The organism is Candidatus Omnitrophota bacterium, from assembly GCA_030688425.1.
Classification (GTDB): Bacteria; Omnitrophota; Gorgyraeia; order Zapsychrales; family JANLHA01; genus JAUYIB01.
This window is the reverse complement of sequence record JAUYIB010000012.1, coordinates 266167-286742: the sequence shown is the minus strand read 5'-3', so window position 1 is coordinate 286742 and position 20576 is coordinate 266167. Positions and strand designations below refer to the sequence as shown.

Annotated in this window: 19 protein-coding genes; 16 read left to right on the top strand and 3 right to left on the bottom strand. The window is 57.0% G+C overall.

The genetic code is table 11. The annotated features are described in order from the left end of the window. Positions 1-14: 14 nt before the first annotated feature. Positions 15-938 (top strand): DUF475 domain-containing protein, encoded by a 924-nt coding sequence (locus Q8Q08_02390; GenBank protein MDP2652860.1) that lies wholly within the window; start codon positions 15-17, stop codon positions 936-938. 35 nt (positions 939-973) lie between these two features. After that, positions 974-2143 (top strand): hypothetical protein, encoded by a 1170-nt coding sequence (locus Q8Q08_02385; GenBank protein MDP2652859.1) that lies wholly within the window; start codon positions 974-976, stop codon positions 2141-2143. Here Q8Q08_02385 and Q8Q08_02380 read toward each other — a convergent pair. After that, positions 2091-3572 carry a hypothetical protein gene (locus Q8Q08_02380; GenBank protein MDP2652858.1) on the bottom strand — a complete coding sequence of 494 codons (1482 nt, stop codon included), beginning with the start codon at positions 3570-3572 and terminating at the stop codon, positions 2091-2093. The genes Q8Q08_02385 and Q8Q08_02380 overlap by 53 nt on opposite strands. A gap of 62 nt (positions 3573-3634) precedes the next feature. Between Q8Q08_02380 and Q8Q08_02375 the strand changes: the two genes are divergently transcribed. After that, positions 3635-4603: a tetratricopeptide repeat protein gene (locus Q8Q08_02375; GenBank protein ID MDP2652857.1), complete on the top strand. Its 969-nt coding sequence runs from the start codon at positions 3635-3637 to the stop codon at positions 4601-4603. Here Q8Q08_02375 and Q8Q08_02370 read toward each other — a convergent pair. Together Q8Q08_02370 and Q8Q08_02365 are read right to left on the bottom strand one after the other, a co-directional pair. Next, entirely contained in the window at positions 4600-6876 is a 2277-nt protein-coding gene (locus Q8Q08_02370; protein ID MDP2652856.1) for a glycosyltransferase family 39 protein, read from the bottom strand. The genes Q8Q08_02375 and Q8Q08_02370 overlap by 4 nt on opposite strands. Positions 6877-6912: 36 nt before the next feature. After that, entirely contained in the window at positions 6913-7671 is a 759-nt protein-coding gene (locus Q8Q08_02365; GenBank protein MDP2652855.1) for a glycosyltransferase family 2 protein, read from the bottom strand. Between the two features lie 187 nt (positions 7672-7858). Between Q8Q08_02365 and Q8Q08_02360 the strand changes: the two genes are divergently transcribed. From Q8Q08_02360 to Q8Q08_02300, 13 genes are all read left to right on the top strand, one after another. After that, on the top strand, positions 7859-10072 hold the full coding sequence (locus Q8Q08_02360; protein ID MDP2652854.1) for a hypothetical protein: 2214 nt from the start codon (positions 7859-7861) through the stop codon (positions 10070-10072). Then, the gene (locus Q8Q08_02355) at positions 10059-10994 is read left to right on the top strand and encodes a tetratricopeptide repeat protein (GenBank protein ID MDP2652853.1); all 936 of its coding nucleotides are present in this window, start codon (positions 10059-10061) and stop codon (positions 10992-10994) included. The genes Q8Q08_02360 and Q8Q08_02355 overlap by 14 nt, the downstream gene beginning before the upstream one ends. A gap of 143 nt (positions 10995-11137) precedes the next feature. Further along, a complete protein-coding gene (locus Q8Q08_02350) occupies positions 11138-11518 on the top strand; it encodes a response regulator (GenBank protein ID MDP2652852.1) in 381 nt (126 codons plus the stop codon). Between the two features lie 33 nt (positions 11519-11551). After that, positions 11552-11830, top strand: coding sequence for a hypothetical protein (locus tag Q8Q08_02345; protein MDP2652851.1), 279 nt, complete (start codon positions 11552-11554; stop codon positions 11828-11830). Between the two features lie 6 nt (positions 11831-11836). After that, positions 11837-12349: a hypothetical protein gene (locus Q8Q08_02340; GenBank protein MDP2652850.1), complete on the top strand. Its 513-nt coding sequence runs from the start codon at positions 11837-11839 to the stop codon at positions 12347-12349. Beyond that, positions 12346-12951 carry a class I SAM-dependent methyltransferase gene (locus tag Q8Q08_02335; protein ID MDP2652849.1) on the top strand — a complete coding sequence of 202 codons (606 nt, stop codon included), beginning with the start codon at positions 12346-12348 and terminating at the stop codon, positions 12949-12951. The genes Q8Q08_02340 and Q8Q08_02335 overlap by 4 nt, the downstream gene beginning before the upstream one ends. Next, complete coding sequence (locus tag Q8Q08_02330) at positions 12929-14056, top strand: DegT/DnrJ/EryC1/StrS family aminotransferase (GenBank protein ID MDP2652848.1); 1128 nt, start codon at positions 12929-12931, stop codon at positions 14054-14056. Before Q8Q08_02335 ends, Q8Q08_02330 begins: the two co-directional genes overlap by 23 nt. Beyond that, positions 14053-14769: a glycosyltransferase gene (locus Q8Q08_02325; GenBank protein ID MDP2652847.1), complete on the top strand. Its 717-nt coding sequence runs from the start codon at positions 14053-14055 to the stop codon at positions 14767-14769. Before Q8Q08_02330 ends, Q8Q08_02325 begins: the two co-directional genes overlap by 4 nt. Beyond that, a complete protein-coding gene (locus Q8Q08_02320) occupies positions 14756-16036 on the top strand; it encodes a class I SAM-dependent methyltransferase (GenBank protein ID MDP2652846.1) in 1281 nt (426 codons plus the stop codon). The genes Q8Q08_02325 and Q8Q08_02320 overlap by 14 nt, the downstream gene beginning before the upstream one ends. Positions 16037-16201: 165 nt before the next feature. After that, entirely contained in the window at positions 16202-16957 is a 756-nt protein-coding gene (locus tag Q8Q08_02315; protein MDP2652845.1) for a flagellar motor protein MotB, read from the top strand. A gap of 138 nt (positions 16958-17095) precedes the next feature. Further along, complete coding sequence (locus tag Q8Q08_02310) at positions 17096-17497, top strand: ACT domain-containing protein (GenBank protein ID MDP2652844.1); 402 nt, start codon at positions 17096-17098, stop codon at positions 17495-17497. Between the two features lie 137 nt (positions 17498-17634). Beyond that, positions 17635-20094 carry a PAS domain S-box protein gene (locus Q8Q08_02305; GenBank protein ID MDP2652843.1) on the top strand — a complete coding sequence of 820 codons (2460 nt, stop codon included), beginning with the start codon at positions 17635-17637 and terminating at the stop codon, positions 20092-20094. 56 nt (positions 20095-20150) lie between these two features. Then, the gene (locus Q8Q08_02300) at positions 20151-20546 is read left to right on the top strand and encodes a hypothetical protein (GenBank protein ID MDP2652842.1); all 396 of its coding nucleotides are present in this window, start codon (positions 20151-20153) and stop codon (positions 20544-20546) included. Positions 20547-20576: the final 30 nt, after the last annotated feature.

The window sequence follows — 20576 nt, the reverse complement described above, 5'->3', positions numbered from 1 at the left end:
ACAGCGTTCTTGTCATGGAAATATTGACCCTGATCCTCATCATCGTCGGTCTTTGTGTCTTTGAAATCGTGTCCAGTTTTGACAATGCGGTTGTCAACGCGGACGTCCTGTCCACGATGCAGCCGCGTTACCGGCGCTGGTTCTTGGTCTGGGGTATCTTTTTCAGTGTGTTTTTGGTCCGCGGCCTTCTGCCGTGGTTCATCGTCTGGCTTTCCAGCCCGGCCCTGGGATGGTGGGGGGCCCTCACCGCGACTTTCAGCAATGATCCTCATATCGCCGAAGCCCTGAGAGTTTCCGCGCCGATGCTGCTGTTGGCGGGCGGGATTTTCCTCATTTTTCTTTTTCTGGAATGGCTGTTCCTTGAACCCAAGGAATACGGCCTTCCTGTGGAGCGGTTTTTCAGCAAACAAGGGGACTGGTTTCCCGCCATCGTTTCTGTCCTTTTGACCGCGATCATCTGGTTTGCCATCCAGCAGGACCCCAAAATGGCGTTTTGCGCGTCTCTGGGCGCAGCGGTTTTCTTCATCACCCATGGCTTCAAGGCCTTCGCGGCCCGGAAGGAAAAGGAGATGAAGGAGAACAGGAATCTTTCCGATATCAGCAAGCTGGTCTACCTGGAAATTCTGGACGCCTCGTTTTCCATCGACGGAGTGATCGGGGCTTTTGCCTTCACGATGTCGGTCCCGCTCATCATCATCGGCAACGGGCTGGGCGCGGTCGTTGTCCGCGAGCTGACCATCAAGGGTGTGGACAAGATCAAGAGTTATGTTTATCTGAAGAACGGGGCCATGTATTCGATTTGTTTCCTGGGGATTATCATGGTGCTTGAGAGCTTTCATGTGGAGATCCCGAATGCCGTCCCGCCGGTCGTGACGATCGGGTGCGTCGGCTATTTCTTCCTGAAATCCCTTCAGTTTAACCGGCGGCGGAAAGTTTGACGCCGTTTTTTTTCTTGTCATTCCCCGGAGGCGTTATGAAAATGCGGATGATGACGGTGTCCTTGCCACGATTTTTTGTCCCGGGCCTTCTGATATTTCTTCTGCTGTTCAGCACCGGATCCTGGCTCTCCCAGATTAAACCCCTCTGGAACGACGAGATCTTCACGCAGATCCACAACATTGAGCGCAAGTCCTACACGGACATCCTCCGGGGCCGGCTGGAAGAGGCCAACCCCTGCCCGCTGTTTTATCTGGTTCAAAAGGCCGTCATCGACGCGGCCGGATACCGTTTCCCCGGGACATGGGACCATGAGTGGACCATCCATGATCCGTCTTCCCAGCGGATCCTGCGGTTTTTCCCAAATGTCATGATGTCCTTGTCCATGGTGATCCTGCTTTGCTTTTTCGCCAGGGCCTTCGGATGGCCTGTGGGAATGTATGCCCTTGGGGTTGCCCTGGCCTCTCCCATGGTCTGGGCCTATTGGGCCGAAGCCCGGCCGTACGCGCTGTGGTTTTTTCTCACGATCGTGCAATCCGTCCTTTTTGTCCGCGCGGCCGGCCCGGAGCGGCCGTCCGGGGGGACGTGGAAAGGGCTTTTTCTTGTTCATGCCTTATTGGCGTTGTCCGTTGTTTTTGGTGTCGTCCAGGCCGTTGTTGGCTCTTTCCTGATTTGGTATGCTGTTGACCGGAATTGGAAAAAATGGCTGTTGCCGCTGGTTGTCCCGCTGGGGCTCGCGCTTTATTATTATCCCGATACCGCGGCGTTCAAATTCCGGCTGGTGCACTCGTTCTCCCTGATTGCTGCGAATATCCCGCCGGAACGGCTGGCGATTTTCTTGATATACGGGGGCCTGGGGGCATGGGGGATTTTGAAGAAGAAGAGAGACGTTGACCAGCCGCTCTCGCGGGCCGGGAAGTATTTTTTTCTGTTCATTTCGCTGATGCTGCTTTTGGCGTTGGCTATGCTGGGGATATTCAAGGTCCGTTCAGCCCCGGGGTTGGAAGGGTTTGAAGTTTCTGCGCGGTATTTCCTTTTCCTGACGCCGCTGGGGATCGTGGCAACCACGGTTTTTTCCGTCCATTTTTTGCAGCTCTTCAAAGCAAGATCGTGGATGTGGCTGAACACGCTGTTGGTTCTGGGGGGACTGCTGATTATCCGGCTTTTGCGGACCGTTTGGGAATTGATCGGCGCGTTGTTGTCCTGAAGCATTTTTGCAGAAACAGGGCGATCAGGATGATGTAGAGAGGCGCGAGCGGCAGGACATAGCGGTTGAGGATGAAGAAGAACGAATAGGAGATGATGTGGGCCAGGATCAGGGCCGTGATCCATCCGGTGATCAGAACGCGGTCTTCCGGGGGCGGGGACAGACAGAATACAGCGCGCCGGCCGCGCCAGGAAACGAGGATGCCGTACCCCAGGGCCAGGACCGTGAGGATCGCCAGCAGATAGCGCAGGCCGTGTTTGAACAACGGCAGGCTGTGGGCGGCGGAAAGCCAATCGGGGTAGGCCACAAACCCGATCCCGGTGGATTCCCAAAAGAACATTTTTAATCCTTCCACGGCCATAAGGATCGCATATTGTGCGGGATTGTGAACGGCTTTTTCAATGGAGAACCGCAGGAGGGTGCGGTTGATATCCTGGTTGGACATCCCTTGTCCGATCAATTCATAGAGTTTGTTGACGCCCAGATCGTCCGAGGTCCGGTACGACCAGAACACGCAGTCCTCCGGATTTGCGACCTTTCCGCAAAATTCCTCGCCTGGAGCAAAGGCGACGGCTGCCAGCAGGCGATGCCCCGGCAGCGGTTCCATCCGGCGGGCCGTGCTTCCGTAGAGGGCCCAGGCGCCGCGGTCCGTGAACGTGAACGTCCCGTTGCCCGTCCAGTTGGCCCACTTGTAACAGGTCACGGCTCCCTGGTAGACCAGGACGAAGGCGGCCAGAAAACAAAGGATGTTGCGAAAAGTTTTTGGTTGTTTGCGAAGGACTGCGGAGACGGCCACAGCGGCAAACCCGGCTATGAACAGCGCGGCCACAAGCTGAAAAATGGCTTTGGACAGCGTGGCGAACACAAAAACAGCCCCGAGTCCTGCGCCGCCAAGAGCGGCCTTCCGGGGCGGCGCCTCGGCGAGTGATGTCCAGACCCGGCCTCCGGCCAAAACGATGAGAACGGCAAACGGGAATGCGGCGATTTCCGAATACAAGCTTAACGCGGCGTTGACGAACGCAGGCGAGATTCCCATATAAAAGAGGCAGATCCCCGTCAGCACAGGGGAAATGTTCAGGCGCACCATCAGCCGCAGGGCCAGCAGCTGCGTCAAAAAAAGAAAAATGAACTGGAGAACTTTGAGGACAGTTTGATAGGATAAGGACATCCCTTCCGCAAGGCGCATCGCCAGGGCAATGAGGATCGGGTAGAAGGGTTCTCGGTGGGGGCCGGTTTGAAAATACGCGGGGAAGCCCTGGTCCTTGATGAGCCGTCCCAGAAATTCATAATTGACGGAATCGTGCACAACGATCATTTGGGTCACAAAGGACAGGTAGGCCCAGTAGAGAAATAGGGCCGGAAAAAGGACCCAGAGGAAGAGACGGAGCTGACGCCCGGGATCGGGACGATGGAAGGATTTTTCCGGCATACGGGCATTCATTATATCATTTCCGGTTTTTTGCGGCCGGGAAAATGTGAGGAATCGGATTGATGGAAAAAGGGATGAAATACCTGAAAGGCGCTGTCACGCTGGCTGTCGCAACGGTCCTTCTCGGGGTGATCGCCGGCGATGCCGCGCGTATCCGCGAACGGCTGGGGGGAAGCTCGCTGGTCTCGGCCCTTGTGGCCCAGCGTGAAAAGGTGAAATCCAAGGCCCGGGCTGTCACGCTGAACCAGCTCATGCCTTCGGCCGAGGACTTCCGGTCTTTGCTTGAGGGCGGGCCGTCTGATCCCGGGAAAATCCGGGATTGCATCGTTTATTACGAGAAGGTCGCTGAATACATGCCGCAGAGCGCCGAGGCCTATGGTGTCCTGGGATACTTGTATGACCGCCGCGGGGATGTCCAGCGGGCGACGTTTTTGCTGGAGAAAGCCCTGGGGATGCAGCAGCGTTTTCTGCCGTTCCATTATAATCGCGGCGTTCTCGCGTACCGCCACGGCCGGTTCGCCGAAGCCGAGCAGTCGTTTGCCGACGCGGTCGCGGTCCCTTTTTCGGAGAATCTGAGTTTTGTCGTTTCATCGCGGCTGTATGTCCCGCTGTTCGTTGATCTGCCTGAAAAAGAGAAATGGCTGGTCCTGCGGCTTAAAGACGGATATCGCCAGAGTTATTTGATGATGATCCAGAGCCGGTATCACCGGAAAGATTACAGCGGGATGATGCGCGCCGCCGCGGACGCGATCGCGGCCGGGTTTGACCAGGGCGGGGAATTTTATTATTTTGCCGGGATTGCGGCCCAGGGGATGAATGATCCCCGGGAAGCGGTCAAGGCATTTGAACAGGCCATCAAGCGCGACCCATCGTGGGCGGATCCTTATGAACGGATGACGGAGTCCCTGCGGGCGCTCGGAGAGAAAGACGATGTCCTTCGCCAATTCACAGCCCAGGCTGAAGTCCTCAAGAAGGCCGGCACCCCTAATCCCAAAGGGCAGGAGCCTTCTTTGGACTTAAGGATTTTTTAGTCTTTTGGAAATTTTTCGCGAATATTGGAAATGTTTTCAGCCAGCCAGGTTTGCCAGCGGATGAGGAGTTCTTGTCCGCCATGGATCATTTTTTCATCACCCCGTTCGGCCCCCCCGATAAATAATTCCAATCCGGCAAGAAATTCCTTCTGGAAGCGGTCCCCCAAATCCGCGTCAATCCCGGAGAGAGCAACGATGTCCACCATTCGGGCTTCCTGCAGGGCCTGCCTCTGGAGCGTGACCGCCCGGACAATGGCTTCCGACGGCTGTTGGCCCGGAGCCGGGCCTTCGTTCAGCAGCCGCGCGGCCTCAAACGACCGGCTCAGCGCGTTGTTAAAATGGCGTTCGATCAGCCTGACGGCCAGGTCGCCGCTGTCGTCCCTGGTATAAATTCCAAGAAACGCAAAAGTTTTTTCTTTGTAGTAGGCGCGATTGTTCCAGATCCGTTTCGTCTCCCCGGTGTTTCCATCATCCAGGATCAGGCAGGGATCAAATTTTCCCAGAGGATAGGCCCAGGCCGAGGTGACGTTTTTAACAAGGACGTGCTCGATACGGACAGGACGGCCGAGGACATGGCGGCTCAGGGGCCACAGGGGATACTCCCAGGAATCCCCGCCGAACGCCAGCCCGATGTCGCGGCAGTTGTGGGCCTGGGCTAATTTGACGGCGCCGAGATAGGAATAAACATATCCGGGATTGTTGGCAAAATATTGCTCAAGCCGGGGTGTCTGGAAGATGTTCCCGGCTCCTGCCAGCGGGCGCGACGGATTAAAGACCAGCCAGGGAGCGGCGCACAGCCAGGCTGCCAGCCCGATAGCGGTGAACGTTTTTCGTCCTGCCGTTTTTTCAAGCACGACGGCGACAAACGGCATCATCAGGACAAAGAAGGGAAGGTGAAGCCGGCTGTGCCAGGGTTGCCATTTGACCAGGATGTTAAACAAAAGGACCAACAGGATGAATCCCCCCAAGTATCCGCGGAGAAACGGCAGGGACCGGACCGCCGGTTTGAAAAACAATCCGCAGGCAGAGAAGATCAGGGCCAAGTGTACAAGATTGGACGCATGGTCTTCGTGGAACGGATGCCGGAGGATGCGGAATTCCTCGGCGCCGAACGTTGTCCGCGGGTCGAGCGGAGAAATGGGCAGGATTGAATGGATTTTCATGGCCGCCTGCTCGATCGCGGTGTTGAACCCGGCCGACGGCGTGCCCATCTGCAGGGCCAGATTGCGCAGGAGGTTCGACAGAACGGCTTGCGGCGTGAACGTTTCGTTGGAAAGGGCCGAGAGTTCGGTGACTTTTGCCAGATCCCGCTGCGGTGCGGAAAATGACCGCAGGGCGTGACCGCTATTGACAACTGCGGCGCTGATCAGGACAAGGCCCACAAATCCGGCGGCGGCGCGCGGGTGCCGGCGGCCGCCCGGCATAACGCCCAGGGCCAGCAGGGGGAGGACGGTCAACCAGGCCGTTCCTTTGGTGAGGATGCCGAGGGCCGCGGCAAAGCCAGCTCCTAACGTCTCAATCCCGCTTGAACGCGGGGTGCGGAGCCATGGCAGAAGGTATCGCACGAAACAGACCAGGGCGAAGGTCAGGACATAATCGTTTTGGGTGCTGGAGGACTGCAGGATGCCCATGGGCAGGGTTGCGGCCAGGAGCGCGGCAAGGATCTGGCCGCGGCGGTCCGCGCCGAGGAGTTTGGAGATCAGCGAAATTCCGGCGAGCGATCCTGCCATGCAGAACCACTGGACCAGGTTCGCCCAGCGGTCGTTGCCGGCCAGCAGTTGAAAATGCAGGATCACGAATTCGGCAAACGGCGGATAGACGATTTGCCGCACGATGGGCGTGGGATAAGGGGCCAGCGTTTTGTTTTGGATCCAATGCTCCACCCGGCTCATGTGGTAGGTGAGGGAGTCCCAGGTGTTGGGGGCCGCCTGCCAGGCGGTCAAGCCCGTGCCCAGGACTATGGCGGCGATGCCGCAAAGTCCGGCGATCTCCGGCAGGCTGAGGTGTCGCAAAGGGGGCGCTGCGGCTGCGGGACGGGCCTTGCGGGAAAGAGTGAAAAATGTCCCTCCGGCGATGATGATGGACCAAAACAGGGCACAGCCGCCCGGCGTGAGGTTTTTGAAGGCCCCAAGGATCTCGGTCCCGGCGGAGAGGAGGATTCCCCAGAAGAGCGCGGAGAGCAGAAAGGCGTCGCGTCCGCCCAGCCCCGGTTCCCATCGGCGCAGGCAGAACAGGAGAACGGCAAAAGCGATCAACGGAATGATGGGTAACATCGCGATATTTTTTTCAGGACGGAGTCGGGCCGCGGATCATCGCCCGAAACGGAAACGGAAAATACCCGCGTACATGCTCACGGCCTTGATCCAGGTGATTTTTTTGCCTTCTTCGACGGACCTGGCCGCGTAATCGATCGGGACTTCCGTGATGGCATATCCCCTCCGGACGAGCTTGGCGGTCAGTTCGGTATCGAGTCCGAAATGGCTGGTTGTGATGTCCATGTCCCGGAAGGCGTCCCGCGTGAACACCTTGAAGCAGGTGTTGATGTCGGTGATCCGTGTGCCGTACAGGAGATTGAACGTGATGTTGGAAACCCTGTTGGCCCACCGGTTGACGGGACGCATGCCGAGGATCCGGCCTTTGAACCGTGAGCCATAGACCACGCTGGCTTTGTCCCGGAGGATCGGCTCCAGGAGCCGGGGATAATGGGAAGGATGATATTCCAGATCCGCGTCCTGGATCAGGAAGATGTCCCCGGCCGCGGCCCGAAGGCCTGTCAGGACGGCCGCGGTCTTCCCTCTGTTCCGGTCGTGTCTCAGGATTTTGACATGTTGATCGGAACGGAAGCCCTCCAGGATATTGGGGGTGGCGTCTGTTGAACCGTCGTCAACGATCACGATTTCCTGTCCTACGCCCGGCGGCAGGGGGGCCTGCTGGACCATCGGCAGGATTCGGGGCAGACTGTTCTCTTCATTGTAAACGGGGATGATGACGGACAGTTTCATGCGTTTCGGAGGCGCGGAACTGGTTATGAATTCCCGGTTTGTTCCCGGTGTGAATGTAATCATCATACCAGCAAAATCCTGAGGGGCAAACGTTTATTGAGATATTCTGGACGATCCGGCAAAGAAAAGGGGAATGCGCTTGACGCCCGGAAAAGCGGGCCCTATAATGCCTACGTCGCCGGAGAAACGCCGTCATGACCCTCAGCTTTGCCAGGTTCTCACGTTCAGGAAGCGCATGAAATTCCCCTTCCCATTGAAATTAACCAGAATTTTTTCTCCCCTTCCGGTGCTGTTCGCGGCGGCTTTTTTCATCTGGTTCCTGTCCCTGCGTTCCTATTTTTTCGGCGATTACGCCCTGATGTCGGACGCGATATCCTATTACGACCATATCAAGTATTACATGGACAGCATCGCGCGCGGAATGTATCCGCTGTGGGACCCGTTTTATGAAGGAGGGGGCGTTCCCAATGAATTCTTTCTGCGCCGTGCCGGCACGTATAATCCGTTTCTCTATATTTATCTTCTTTTCCACCAGGCCGGCCTGCCGGCCCGGCTGGCCTACCTGTGGTTTTTGGGTGTTTATTATTTCATAGGCATGATCGGTTTTTATCTGCTGTCCCAGCGTCTCCTCCGGGACCGCGCCGCGGCGTTCCTGGCTTTTCTTCTGTTGCTGTTTTCGGCTATGGGGACGCGGCTGTTCGATTCTTATATCAATTTTACTTTTATTCCGATGATTTGGTTTTTTTACTTTGGGGTGGCATTTTTCCAGTCCCCAAGGCGGTATTCCCTGCTGGGCATGACGCTCTCGATGATGGTCCTTCTGACCACGTACATCCCGTTTTATTTCCTGGTCATTGTCCTTTCGTTTCTCTTTTTTTTCTTCGTTCTTTACCCCGGCCAGGTCAAGGCCGTTGCCGTGAGATGCGCGGCATTCATCGCCAGGAACAAAATGCTCTCCCTGATGTGCCTGATGGCCCTGATCCTGGCCCTCGTCCCCGGAGTGATGTTTTTTCTTTCCGGGAGGGAAGGGGAATTCGTCCTGCCGGCGCGCAGCGCCGAGGCGCCGGTCAGACATGCCATGGGCGTGGACCGGGACATCGTCATGGACTGGGCGATTGCGGAGGACTTGCTCTATTCCTTTTTTTATTTGCTCGATCTGCGGTCGTTCCGGTTCGCGGTGTTTTATGTCCCCATTTTCGCCGGGGTGATCTTTCTTTTGGGGTTGATCACGCCTTTTAACAGGAGACTCTTGTTTTATCTGCTTTGGGGCGGCGCGATCCTGACCCTGGGGAGCCCGGAGTCATCCGGGTTATACGCTTTCCTTTATGAGCATATTTTCTTTTTTAAATATTTCAGAAACCTCCACTTTTTCCTCTGGTTTTTGATCCTTCCGGTCTTGATCCTGTTCCTCGCGGAGCAGATGAAGCTGTTTTTTGAGCGGCGTCCGCAGACGGCGCCGGGGCGTTACGCCCGGATCGCGTTCATTGTTCTCGTCCATGCCGGGCTCGCCGTTTTGGTGTCCTGGAAGGGGGACCCGATCCGGTCCACCTATCTCACCCTGGGGTTAAGTTTGGTTCTGTTCCTGGGGATGGAATGGGCGGGAAGGACCCAGGTCGCGTCAACGGGACATGCCAGGGGGATGCCGTTCCTGGTTGTGTTGTTGGCCGTGGTGGCCCTTCAGCCGGTTGAAGTTTATCAAGGTCTCAAGGACAGCGCCCCGGAAGATACCCGGTTGGATTTTTATGACCGGAACCCCCTGTATCGATATTACAAATATGAGGGGATATATGACCGGTTTTCATTTCTGAGGCCCCGGAAATTGGAAGTGTCCCCCGAACGGGGGGGCACCGTCAAGGCCTCCATTGATTCCTACTATGCGTCAAAATGGGTGAATGCGCTTCGGGGGAAAATGGATCACGACGTCTATCAGGACTATACGGTTTACCGGTTTATTCTTTATGACCGGGTTGACGTGTTTGATGACCTGTTTGGCGATGAGATGGTGCTTGAAGAGTGTCTCAGGAAATTTTGCGGCACGGCCTATGTTCCACTTCACAGCGGTGCTGTTCCTCCGCCCGGCGGGCATCCTCCGGAACAGTCTTCCGCTGAGCCAGTGGAAGAATCGTCGGGCCGGATCCAGCTCCTGAAATTCGGGGTCAATGAGGTTGCCGTTCACGCGCGTTTGGATGCTCCCAAGTTTCTTGTTTACAATGACGCCTATCATAGCGGCTGGCGGGCCTTCCTGGACGGGAAGGAAATTCCGCTGTTTCGCGCCAACATGGCCTTCAAGGGCGTTTGGATCCCAGTTGGAGAGCACAAGGTGACGTTCCGGTTCGGGAGTCGGTGGCAGGAAATCGGGAATTGGGCCCTGATCGCGCTTTTTGCGGCGATGCTGGCAGGGACGGCGTTCTGGTGGAGGCGGGCCAGTGAGGAGGAGGAGGAGGAGGGGCGGAATGCCGTTCTTTAAAAAGGATTCTTTTAACATCAAATGCCTGCTGCGGCGATCCCCGCCGGCGTTGCTTGTTTATATTTTGGTGGCGGCCCTGTCTCTGCCCTTGATTGATTACCGCAGTCTCCTGTTTCACGCGGCCGCCGCTGTCCTCAGCCGCCTGATGCCTCCGTTTGACTATCTTGTCGCTTTCAGCGAGGGAAAGGAAACGATCAATCCGCAAAAGCTGGAAGAATATGAGCGTTACTATGAAAGCGTCTCTCTTTTTATGCCGGACCGCCCGGACACCAACGGGATGCTGGGGTATTGCTATTATTATCTCGGAAAGCATAAAATGGCCCTGTTGGCCTATCGGGCGGCGGGGGAGTCTCTTCCGGGTGTCTTCAATTATGCCTATAATACCGGGTTGATATATTTTCGCAGAGACCATCACCGGGAAGCCATCGAATATCTGCAAAAAGCCCTGGGGACCACGCTCGATGACAACCTGAACTATGTCACGTCCTCGCGGATCTATTTCCCCATGCTCCCGGAATCCAGCAACCTTGCCAATGATCTGAAATTCAAGTTCAGGGACAATTACCACAACGGGTTTAAGCTTTTGGTCCTCAGCCATGTCGCTCTTCAGGAGTGGCCGCAGGCCGCCTTTTCTTCCCAGCAGGCCATTCTGGCGGCCTTGGAGGGAGACGGATTTTTTTATTACCATGCCGGATACGCGTTGTACCAGATGAAGGATTATCCCCAGGCCGCTTATTTCCTGAAGGCGTACGTAGAGTCGTATCCGCAGGACCCGAACGGACTTTATTATTTGGGAAAATCCCTGGCCGCCATCGGGAAGATCGAACAGGCCCATATCCTGCTGGAGCGGGGCCGGGTTCTCGCTGAGGCCGGTTTGAGCAAAACGTGGGACACCCAGGACATCCGGCTCGCCCTGTATTAGATGGGTCCGCCGTCCGCCCGGCTGTTTTGTGAAAAATACCAGTTGCCAACCGCTCGGTTGAGGGATTAGAATAAAATGGTCACCGGATCCGGCGACGGAGAAGCCGGCCGAAAATACGGTATTGTCCTGCCCTAAGGGGAACCATGGACCGTAAAAAGATTCTCATTGTCGATGACGATACGGTGATCTTAGATATCTTGGAGAAGAAACTTCTGGCTGAAGGGTTTCAGGTGATCAAGGCCAGCGGCGGCCGGGAGTCCGTGACCAAGGCCAAATATTATCTGCCGGACCTCATCCTCATGGACATCGTCCTGCCCGATCTCGACGGGCCCGAGGCCGTCCGGCTGATCAGGGAAAACCCGTCCTTGGCGCACATCCCCGTGCTGTTCCTGTCCGGGATTGTTACCAATTCCAACAAGACCAACATCGGCGAGATCACGGTGGCCGGCCGGCAGTACCAAGCCGTTGCCAAGCCGTTTCAATATCACCAGCTCCATGGTGAGATCATGAAAATTTTGAAGTAACGCGTTTTCCCGGATTCCTGTCCAGGAGGGCCCATGGAGTATTCATGCAGTATCTGCGGCGCGAAAATCAGCGCCGATATGCTGATTTACAAGGATCATCTGGAATCCCACATCGTCGACGTCATTAAGGCCCGTCATCCGGACTGGGCGGAAGCCGGCGGGGTCTGCCCGAAGTGCCTGGATTATTACCGTTCCGAGTTGAAAGGGGAGGCGCCTTCCGGCGCCGCCTGTGCCGGCCGCCGGCGGAGGATCCGGACGTTTTTCAGTACGCTGGTCGCGCTTTTTCAGCGCCGGCGCAGAAAAAGGGGATGATCCCCCATGTCCGGCCCGGAACATTTTCCATCCCCGTCTCCGCCCCGTCCCGCCGGGGTCCTTCTGTTCAGCATCCTGCTCCTGATCAGTTCGTTCGTCCACGTCCATAAACTTGTTGTGGATCATTCCTTGTACCTGGACTACTATGCCTACTGGGGCAAGGGACTTGCGCTCACGCGTTACGCGTTTTCCTGGTTTCAGAGGATTTTGGGGATTTCCTCGGCCCTGGCCATGCTGTCCCGCCGGGATTGGGGCCGCAAGCTGGCGATCGTCATCGGCCTGTTCACTATGGCCACGCTCTACTGGAAGCACCCTTATCAGGCCTTCAAGAACCATACACAGTATTTGGACCAGCTTTTGGGCGGCCTGTTCTATGCCCTGGGGGTATCCGGCGTCACGTTCGAGTCCCTGACCATCCCCGCGCTGATTGTGCATTATTTTCTCGATATCCTGTTTTGTTCTGCCATGATCTACTACCTCACGCGTCCCGGCGTTAAATCGTATTTTCGCGGACCATGAATCCTTTGAAGGGCATCCATTACCGCAGTCCTTTTGTCTACCGGTTCCTGACGTGGCTGAAACTGGGGGCCGGCAGTTCTCTCAGGTTCCGGATCGCCGCCGAATACGCGGCCGGACATGTATCCGTCCTCGATATCTGCGCCGGGGACGGAGGCCTGCGCCGTTTTCTCCCGGCTTCGTGCGAATATCATGGGATTGAGGCCAGCCCGTCCTTCGCATCCAGGTTATCCCGTCAGGGGATTCCCTGTGACCGCCGCGATCTGCATGACGGCCTGGGCCGAATAGGGCGGTCCTATGATCTCGTGGTGATGCTGATTTCCTTGTGCCATTTCCGGGAGACCTCGGCCCATCGCCTGCTGGAGGAGTTCAAGACAACCGCCCGGCGGGTCCTGATCGTCGAGGACGTGTTGGACAAGCCGCGGCCGGTCGGGTCCCCGGTCCAAAGGATCATGAACTATCTTTGCGCCCTGGATTATTTCCGGCCGATGCAGTTGTACACGCGGGGCGAGTTTTTCGAATTGATGCGCGGGCACGGGTACTCGTGCTTTCCCTATAATCAGCGGTATTGGATCGGATATTATGAGCCGGAACAAGACTCCTGAAAAACTTGAGATCCCTTTTGCCAGGCCGTCGTTCGCCGGGAAGGAGAAGGAATATCTCGCGGACGCGCTGTCATCGACGTGGGTGTCCGGCGGCCCCTATGTGGAAAAATTTGAGGAATCGTTCGCCGCGTTTCACGGCATGCCTTACGCTGTCATGACGTCCAGCGGCACCGCGGCTTTGCACCTGGCTCTGCTGGGCTGCGGCATCGGCCCGGGCGATGAGGTGATCGTCCCCGGACTGACGTTTGTCGCCCCGATCAACATGGTGATCGCCGCCGGCGCCAGGCCTGTCTTTGCGGATGTCGATCCCCGGACATGGTGCGTGGACCCGGCGTCGGTCAGTGCCTTGATCTCGGACAGGACCCGCGCGGTCATCGCGGTGCACCTTTACGGGAATGTCTGCGATATGGCCCGGTTGTCGGAGATCGCGTCCCGGCACAGCCTTCTTCTCCTTGAGGATGCGGCCGAGGCGGTGTTCTCCAGGGACCACGGTCAATACGCCGGGACCTTCGGCGACGCCGGCTGTTTCAGTTTCCAGGCGACCAAAACGATAACGACGGGAGAGGGGGGGTGCGTCCTGACGCGCCGCCCGGAGCTTTATGAAGAGATGCGGATCCTTCGCGATCACGGCATGACGCCGGGCAAACGGTATTGGCATGAAGCGGTCGGATACAATTTTCGTCTGACAAACCTCCAGGCCGCCGTCGGGTGCGGACAAATGGACGATCTTGAGAGGATTGTTGCGCGGCGAAGGAATATCCACCGGCTTTACCGGTCCAGTCTTGAAGGGGAGACCGGCCTCACGCTTCAGCATTTTTCGTCTTCGGTGGATCCGGTGATCTGGGCCCTGGGAGTGAAGATCGATGCCGCTGTTTTTCCACAGGGACGCGACGCGCTGATCCAGGCCCTGGCGGCGGAAGGGATCGAGACCCGTCCCGGATTTTATCCCGCCAGCGTCCTGCCGGTTTACGCGGCTGCCCCGCTTCCCGCTGCCGAAGATATAGGGAAGAGCGTGATCGTCCTGCCCTGTTTTCCGGGGCTGGGGGACGGCGAGGTCGAGGCGGTTTGCGCGGGGTTGAAGGGTTTACGGAAAGGGTTGTCATGACAAACTCTCGGGAGGGCATGGTTTCGGTGATCCTGCCGACATACAATGAGAAGGACAATGTTGTCCCTTTGATCCGGGAGATCCACGCCTGCCTGAACGGTTATGAGCACGAAATCCTTGTCATGGACGACAACAGTCCGGACGGGACGATGCAGGCGGTCGAAGATCTGTCCCTGCCTTTTGTCACCGGCATCCGGCGGTTGGGCGATCCGGGGTTGGCCGCGTCCATTGTCGACGGCATCCGCTCCGCAAGCGGGGCCAGGGTGGTCGTGATGGATTCGGACTTTGACCATGATCCCCGGCACTTGCCATTCATGATCCAGCAGTTGGAAGCCCACGACTGCGTGGTGGCGTCGCGTTTTCTGCAGGACGGATCTTCGGGAAGTTTCCGTCTGGTCTTGAGCCGGATATTCAATATGTTTGTCCGCGCGGCGACCGGCAGCAGGATGACGGATAATCTGTACGGGTATTTCGCGGTCCGGCGAGAGGTCCTGTTCCGACTGCCTCTGGAGACAATTTTTCGCGGTTATGGTGATTATTTCATCCGTTTTTTGTGCGCGCTCCAGGACCGGGGATTCCGCGTCCGGCAGTTCCCGGCCCGGCATGTTCCCCGGAGAACACGGGGGCATGTCCGGCTGATCGGAGTTTTTGGCCAGTACGTCCTGACGACGCTGCGGCTGGCCCTGCGCAGGAGGGCGCATGGCTATGTTTAAGGCCGTCACACGATGCCGCATCTGCGGCTGCGAGGACCTGGCCCCGGTTTTGAACCTCGGCGTTCAATCGCTCACCGGGATTTTTCCTGCCAGCGCGGAGGAGCCTGTTCCCCAATGCCCCCTGGAATTGGTCAAATGCCTGGGCGGCTGCGGCCTGGTCCAGTTGAAGCACACGTGCGAATTGCGCCGCCTTTACAGCCCGCGATACGGTTACCGTTCCGGGCTTCAGCCGTCCATGGTTCGCCATCTGGAGGCCATTGTGGCCCGGCTGGAAGATTTTGTCCCCCTGGAGCCAGGGGACCTCATCGTGGATATCGGCAGCAACGATGGGACTCTGCTGAGATCCTGGCCGCAGGGAAAATTTCAGTTGATGGGGATCGATCCGATCCTTGAGAAATTCGAGGGGGATTATCCGCCGGAGATCTCGAAGGCGGCTGAATTTTTCACCGCCGACCTCGTCCGGAAGCATTTCCCGGGGCGGAAGGCAAAAGTAGTCACCGCGATCGCGATGTTCTATGATGTGGAATCGCCCCTGGACTTTTTGTCCCAGGTCTGCGAGGTCCTGGCCGACGACGGGGTCTTTGTGTTCGAGCAGTCGTATTTGCCGTTTCTGCTGTCCCGCAACGCTTACGACACGGTCTGCCACGAACACCTTTCCTATTACGCGCTGTCGCAGATCGTCTGGATGGCGGAACGGGCCGGGTTGAAAATCGTGAACGTGTCTTTAAACGCGGTCAACGGCGGGAGTTTTATCGTCACGGCGGCCAGGGCCGCGTCGCCCTATCCGGAAGGGCGGGACGTCCTGCGCCGTTTGCTGGAAGCGGAGTCCCTCCAGGGATTGGATCAGCCGTTCCTTTATCAAAGATTTGAGTCGGCCGTGCGCCGCCACCGTGACGCCTTGCGGGATGTGGTCGGGCAATGGGCGCGAAGGGGCCGGCGCGCCGTTGGTTACGGCGCCTCCACGAAAGGGAACGTGGTCCTGCAATACTGCGGCATGACCCCGGACGATCTCTTGTGCGTTGCGGAGATCAATCCGGAAAAATTCGGATGTTTTTGCCCCGGCAGCCGGATCCCGATCGTCCCCCAGGACAAGGCCCTGGAGATGGATCCGGATGTCCTGCTCGTTTTGCCCTGGCATTTGAGGGATGATATCATCGCCCGGGAACAGTCTTTTCTCAGGGCCGGAGGAGAGATGCTTTTCTCCCTGCCGGAAATGGAATTTTTCAAATTTCGGCCTTCCGTCCGCCGCCAGCCGCTCGGAGTCTGAGCCTCCTGTTTTTCTCGACGGCAATAATTTTGTTTTGCTCCAGCCCTTGGCCGGGCACGGCAGCAAAGATTTTGCCTAAAACCCCTTTTCGTTAGATAATAGAGATGTTCTCAGGCGGATTTTGTTCAACGGATCGCGCAACCCAGGTCTTCTTTGGGAGGTGGCATGATGAGGAAAGTCATACCCGGGATCATCCTTTCGGTCATGATGGCCATCGCCGGCAGCGGATGCGCCACGTTTGATAAAGCTCAGCGCGCGGATCTTTTGGAAAAAGAGGCGGCGGCCTTGCGCGCGGAATTGAAACAGGCCCGGAAAGACAAAGAGTCGGAACTCGCCCGGCTGCGGGAAGAGAAGGACCGGGAGATCCAGCGCTTGGCCTCGCAGAAAAAGCAGGAAGTCGAGCAAGTGAAAAGATCCAAGGAAGAGGAGTTGTCCGAGTTGGAAAAAGCCAAAAGGGACCTGGAGTCATCCTTGTCGCAGGAGCTTAAAGATTACCAGGCCAAACTGGAAATGACGGAACGGGGGCTTGTCCTGACGTTCTTGGCGGAAATTTTCTTCGATTCCGGCAAAGCCGATATCCGCGAAGACGCGAAGCCGACCCTGCTTAAGGTCACGGAGATCCTCAACCGCGACGTCAAGGATTCCAAGATTGCCATCGAAGGCCACACGGACAACGACCCGATCAAGCACTCCGGGTGGAAGTCCAACTGGGAATTGTCCGCGGCCCGCGCGCTGGCCGTTTTGCACAATTTTATCAATGACGGCAGTGTCGACCCGCTCCGGGTTTCCGCGGTTGCCTACGGGGAGTATCATCCCCTGGTCCCCAACGACGCTCCCCAGGGCCGGCAGCAGAACCGGCGCGTGGAGATCGTGATCCTGCCTGCTCAGATGAAGAAAATCAAGGAACCCGTAACCCCTTAAAGAGGGAGTTGCCTAAGCTTGAAAATTTCGTTTTTCCCCCGGGCCAGCGGGAAGCGATGATCTGGCCCGGGACGCGGGCGCATCAGGGTTGACAGGTCTTCTTCTCGGACAGATGGTCAAGATTGAAGGGAGGGGTTTATGACGCAAGCGGTCAAGAGCAAACAGTTGATCATAACGGTGAATAACAAGGTCGGGACCCTGGCGGAAGTCACCCACATTTTGTCATCTTCCGCGATCAACATCATGGCGATCTGCGCTTATGCCGTGGACAACCGTGGCGTCATTATGTTCGTGGCCGAGGACCATGACCACGCGAAAAAGCTTCTCAAGGCCAAAGGATATGACATCCGCGAAGAGGACGTGGTCCTGGTCAATGTCGAGAACAAGCCCGGGACCCTCCAATCCGTCACCCAGAAAATCTCCGATATCGGGGTCGACATCAATCTCCTTTACGGAAGCGTGGACAAAAAAGGAAAAGTGACCCGGATTGTCCTCATCGCCGAAGACAATGAGACGGTCCTGACAGCCCTGAAAGTGTAATATTGCCAAGCATTTACAGAGGAGCAGCTACAGGGCAGGTCTCCTCGGTTTATTTTCCGCCGCCACTTTCCTTTTAAAGAGGAAGTGATATAATTAATTTAGGGTTTTTTCCCACTACCATCGACCAGGGGATGAGCATGGGGGAGATGCGTCTTAAGAACAAACTGGCCGTGGCTTGGGTGGCCCTGGCCGTCTTCCTCATCTTTGTGGTCGACCTCATCACGCCGTTAGGGATCATCCCGGGCATTCTTTATCTCGCGGTTGTTTTCACCGCAGTGGGATCCTCCAATCTCCGTCTGCCGTTGTTCGCCGCCTGTTCCGTTTCAGCCTTCCTTGTCGCCGGAACGGTCATTTCCTGGCCGCAAAATCACAATCTTGTCGATCTTTTGCTGAACCGTTTTTTTGTCCTGACCGCCATCTGGGGCGCGCTGGCCTGGGGTGCACAGCATAAGCGCCAGCTGGGCATGAAGTCTTTTTTGGCCGCTATCGTCGATTCTTCCGATGACGCGATCATCGGGGAAACTCTGGACGGCAAGATCTCCACATGGAACAGGGGAGCGATTGAAACATTCGGGTACACTGCCGAAGAAATCCTGGGGAAACCCTCAGGGGGCCTCCTCCCGGAGGGAACCGGCGATGAAACTCCTCAGCTGATCAATCTGTTGAAATGGGGCCGGCGGATCAACTATTACGAAACCGTCCGCCGCACAAAAAGCGGTCGGATGATCGATGTCTCCCTGACCATTTCTCCCATAAAAAACAGCGCCGGTGAGCTTATCGGCATCTCCAGCATCGCAAGGGACATCACCCAGCGCAAGCAGGCCCGGGAGGCGGTCAAGCGCGAGAGGGACCGGGCCCAACAGTATCTGGACATCGCCAGTGTTCTTTTGGTTGCGCTCAATACGCGCGGAGAAGTGACCCTGATCAACAAAAAGGGCCTCGGTGTCCTGGGGTATCCGGAAGAGGAGATTCTCGGCAAGGACTGGTTCGGCACATTTCTTCCCGGGCCGATACAGGCGGAAACCCGCAAGGTTTTTCACCAATTTTTGTCCGGAGAGGTCCCCCATTTGGAGTATTACGAGAACCCGGTGGTCACCCGTCTCGGCGAAGAGCGATTGATCGCCTGGAGGAACACCCTGGTCCGGGATGAGGGCGGGCAAGTCATCGGGACCTTGAGTTCCGGCGAAGACATCACGGAAAAACGGAGGGCCGAAGAAACCCGGCAATACCTTGCTTCCATCGTTGACTCTTCGGATGACGCCATCATCGGCGTTAACCTGGAAGGGAATATCACCAGTTGGAACCGCGGGGCTGAGCAGATCTACGGTTATAGCGCTCAGGAGATCATCGGCAAGCCCGCGCACACCCTGTCCCCGGAGCACAAGCAACAGGAATGCCATGACCTGATTTCCCGACTGAAACAGGGGGACCGCGTGAAAAATCTTGAAACGGTGCGGCAGGACAAGAGCGGCCGCCAGCTCAATGTTTCCCTGACGATTTCCCCGATCCAGGATTGTTCCGGGAGCGTCACCGGGATTTCCGTGATCGCCCACGATATCAGCGAAAGGATCCGGTCGCAGGAGGACTTGAAAAAACTCAATGACCGGCTGGACCTGGAGAAGACGAAACTCGAGGAGGTTCTCAGCATTGAAGAGGGGCTGAACGCCACGCTCAATCTGGACCGTCTGGTGGATTTTGTGGTTGAGAAGACCGTGAGGGTCCTGGATGCGGACCGGTGTTCCCTGATGCTCCTGGACGACAAGACCCGGGAACTTTGCATCAAGGGGTTTACCGGCCTGAACGAGCGCCACATCCTTAACAACCGGCTGCGGGTGGGAGAGTCCGTGGCCGGGCAGGTCGCTCAGCAGGGGCTGCCGGTGCTGGTGACAGACATCGAGAGTGACGAGCGGTTTTTGAGGAAAAACCGGCCGTCCTATAAAAGCAAATCTTTCATTTGCGCGCCGATCAAGCTGGGGCATGACATCATGGGGGTCTTGAGTGTCGCGGAGAAGAAACCCAACGGGACCGAGTTCTCGGACTTGGACCTGAAGATCCTCTGCATGATCACCCGGCAAGTGGCCGTGGCCCTGGAGAGCGCAAAACTTTACAAGGAACTCAAATATCTCACCATCACGGATCCGTTGACGAACATGTACAACTACCGCCATTTCGCCAAAAGCCTGGACCACGAAATCCGGCGGATGAAACGGTACGGCGGGGCTCTTTGTCTTTTGATGATGGATGTGGATGATTTCAAGATTTATAACGACACGTTCGGCCACCTGGAAGGCGACGCCCTGCTCAAACAGCTCGGGCAGATCCTCAACGAAAATCTGCGGGACGTGGACATCGCCTGCCGTTATGCCGGGGATGAGTTCGTCGTGATCCTGCCGGAAACAGACCTTTCGGAAGCCGAGGTCGTTGCCGACAAGCTCAAACGGAGGGTCGAGGAATATGCCTTTAAAATGAAGATCACTCTGAGCATCGGTGTGGCGAGTTTCCATGAGAACATGGACCGGTTTGAGTTCATCCTCAAGGCCGACACCGCTCTGTATGAAGCGAAGCGGGAAGGGAAGAACCGAGTCTGCGTCCGATAGGCCGTTTTACGTACCGCTTGACAAGCCCGGTGCTTTGGTATACAACTGAACTATCTATGCGTCATCATCGTTCCATGATCGTGTCTGTTCTGATGGTTCCATTTCTTCTGGCGGTGCTGCTCTGCTGTTGCCTGGAGAAACAAGCCATGGCGTCTCCCGCCATGGGCGCCGGGCATTCCTGCCATTCGTCGCCGGCGTCTTCAGGGGATTCGGGTTTGAAGGCCGGTCAGACAGACGGCCACGGCGAATGCCTGTGCACGAAGATCATCCAGTCCGAGCCGCAGAAGCAGAGCGCCCCTTTGTCGGGGCCCGGCTCTGTCGCGGCGGTGCTGGTCCTGGTGTCTGACGCCTCCTCGTCTGATGTCCGGTTTTTCGGAGGGGTTCCGCAAGGCCCTCCCGAAGACCTGTCGCTGCTTCCTCTGTATATCCGCCATTCTGTTTTCCGCATTTAATCCAAAGACATCCTTATGGGGGAGTCCCTT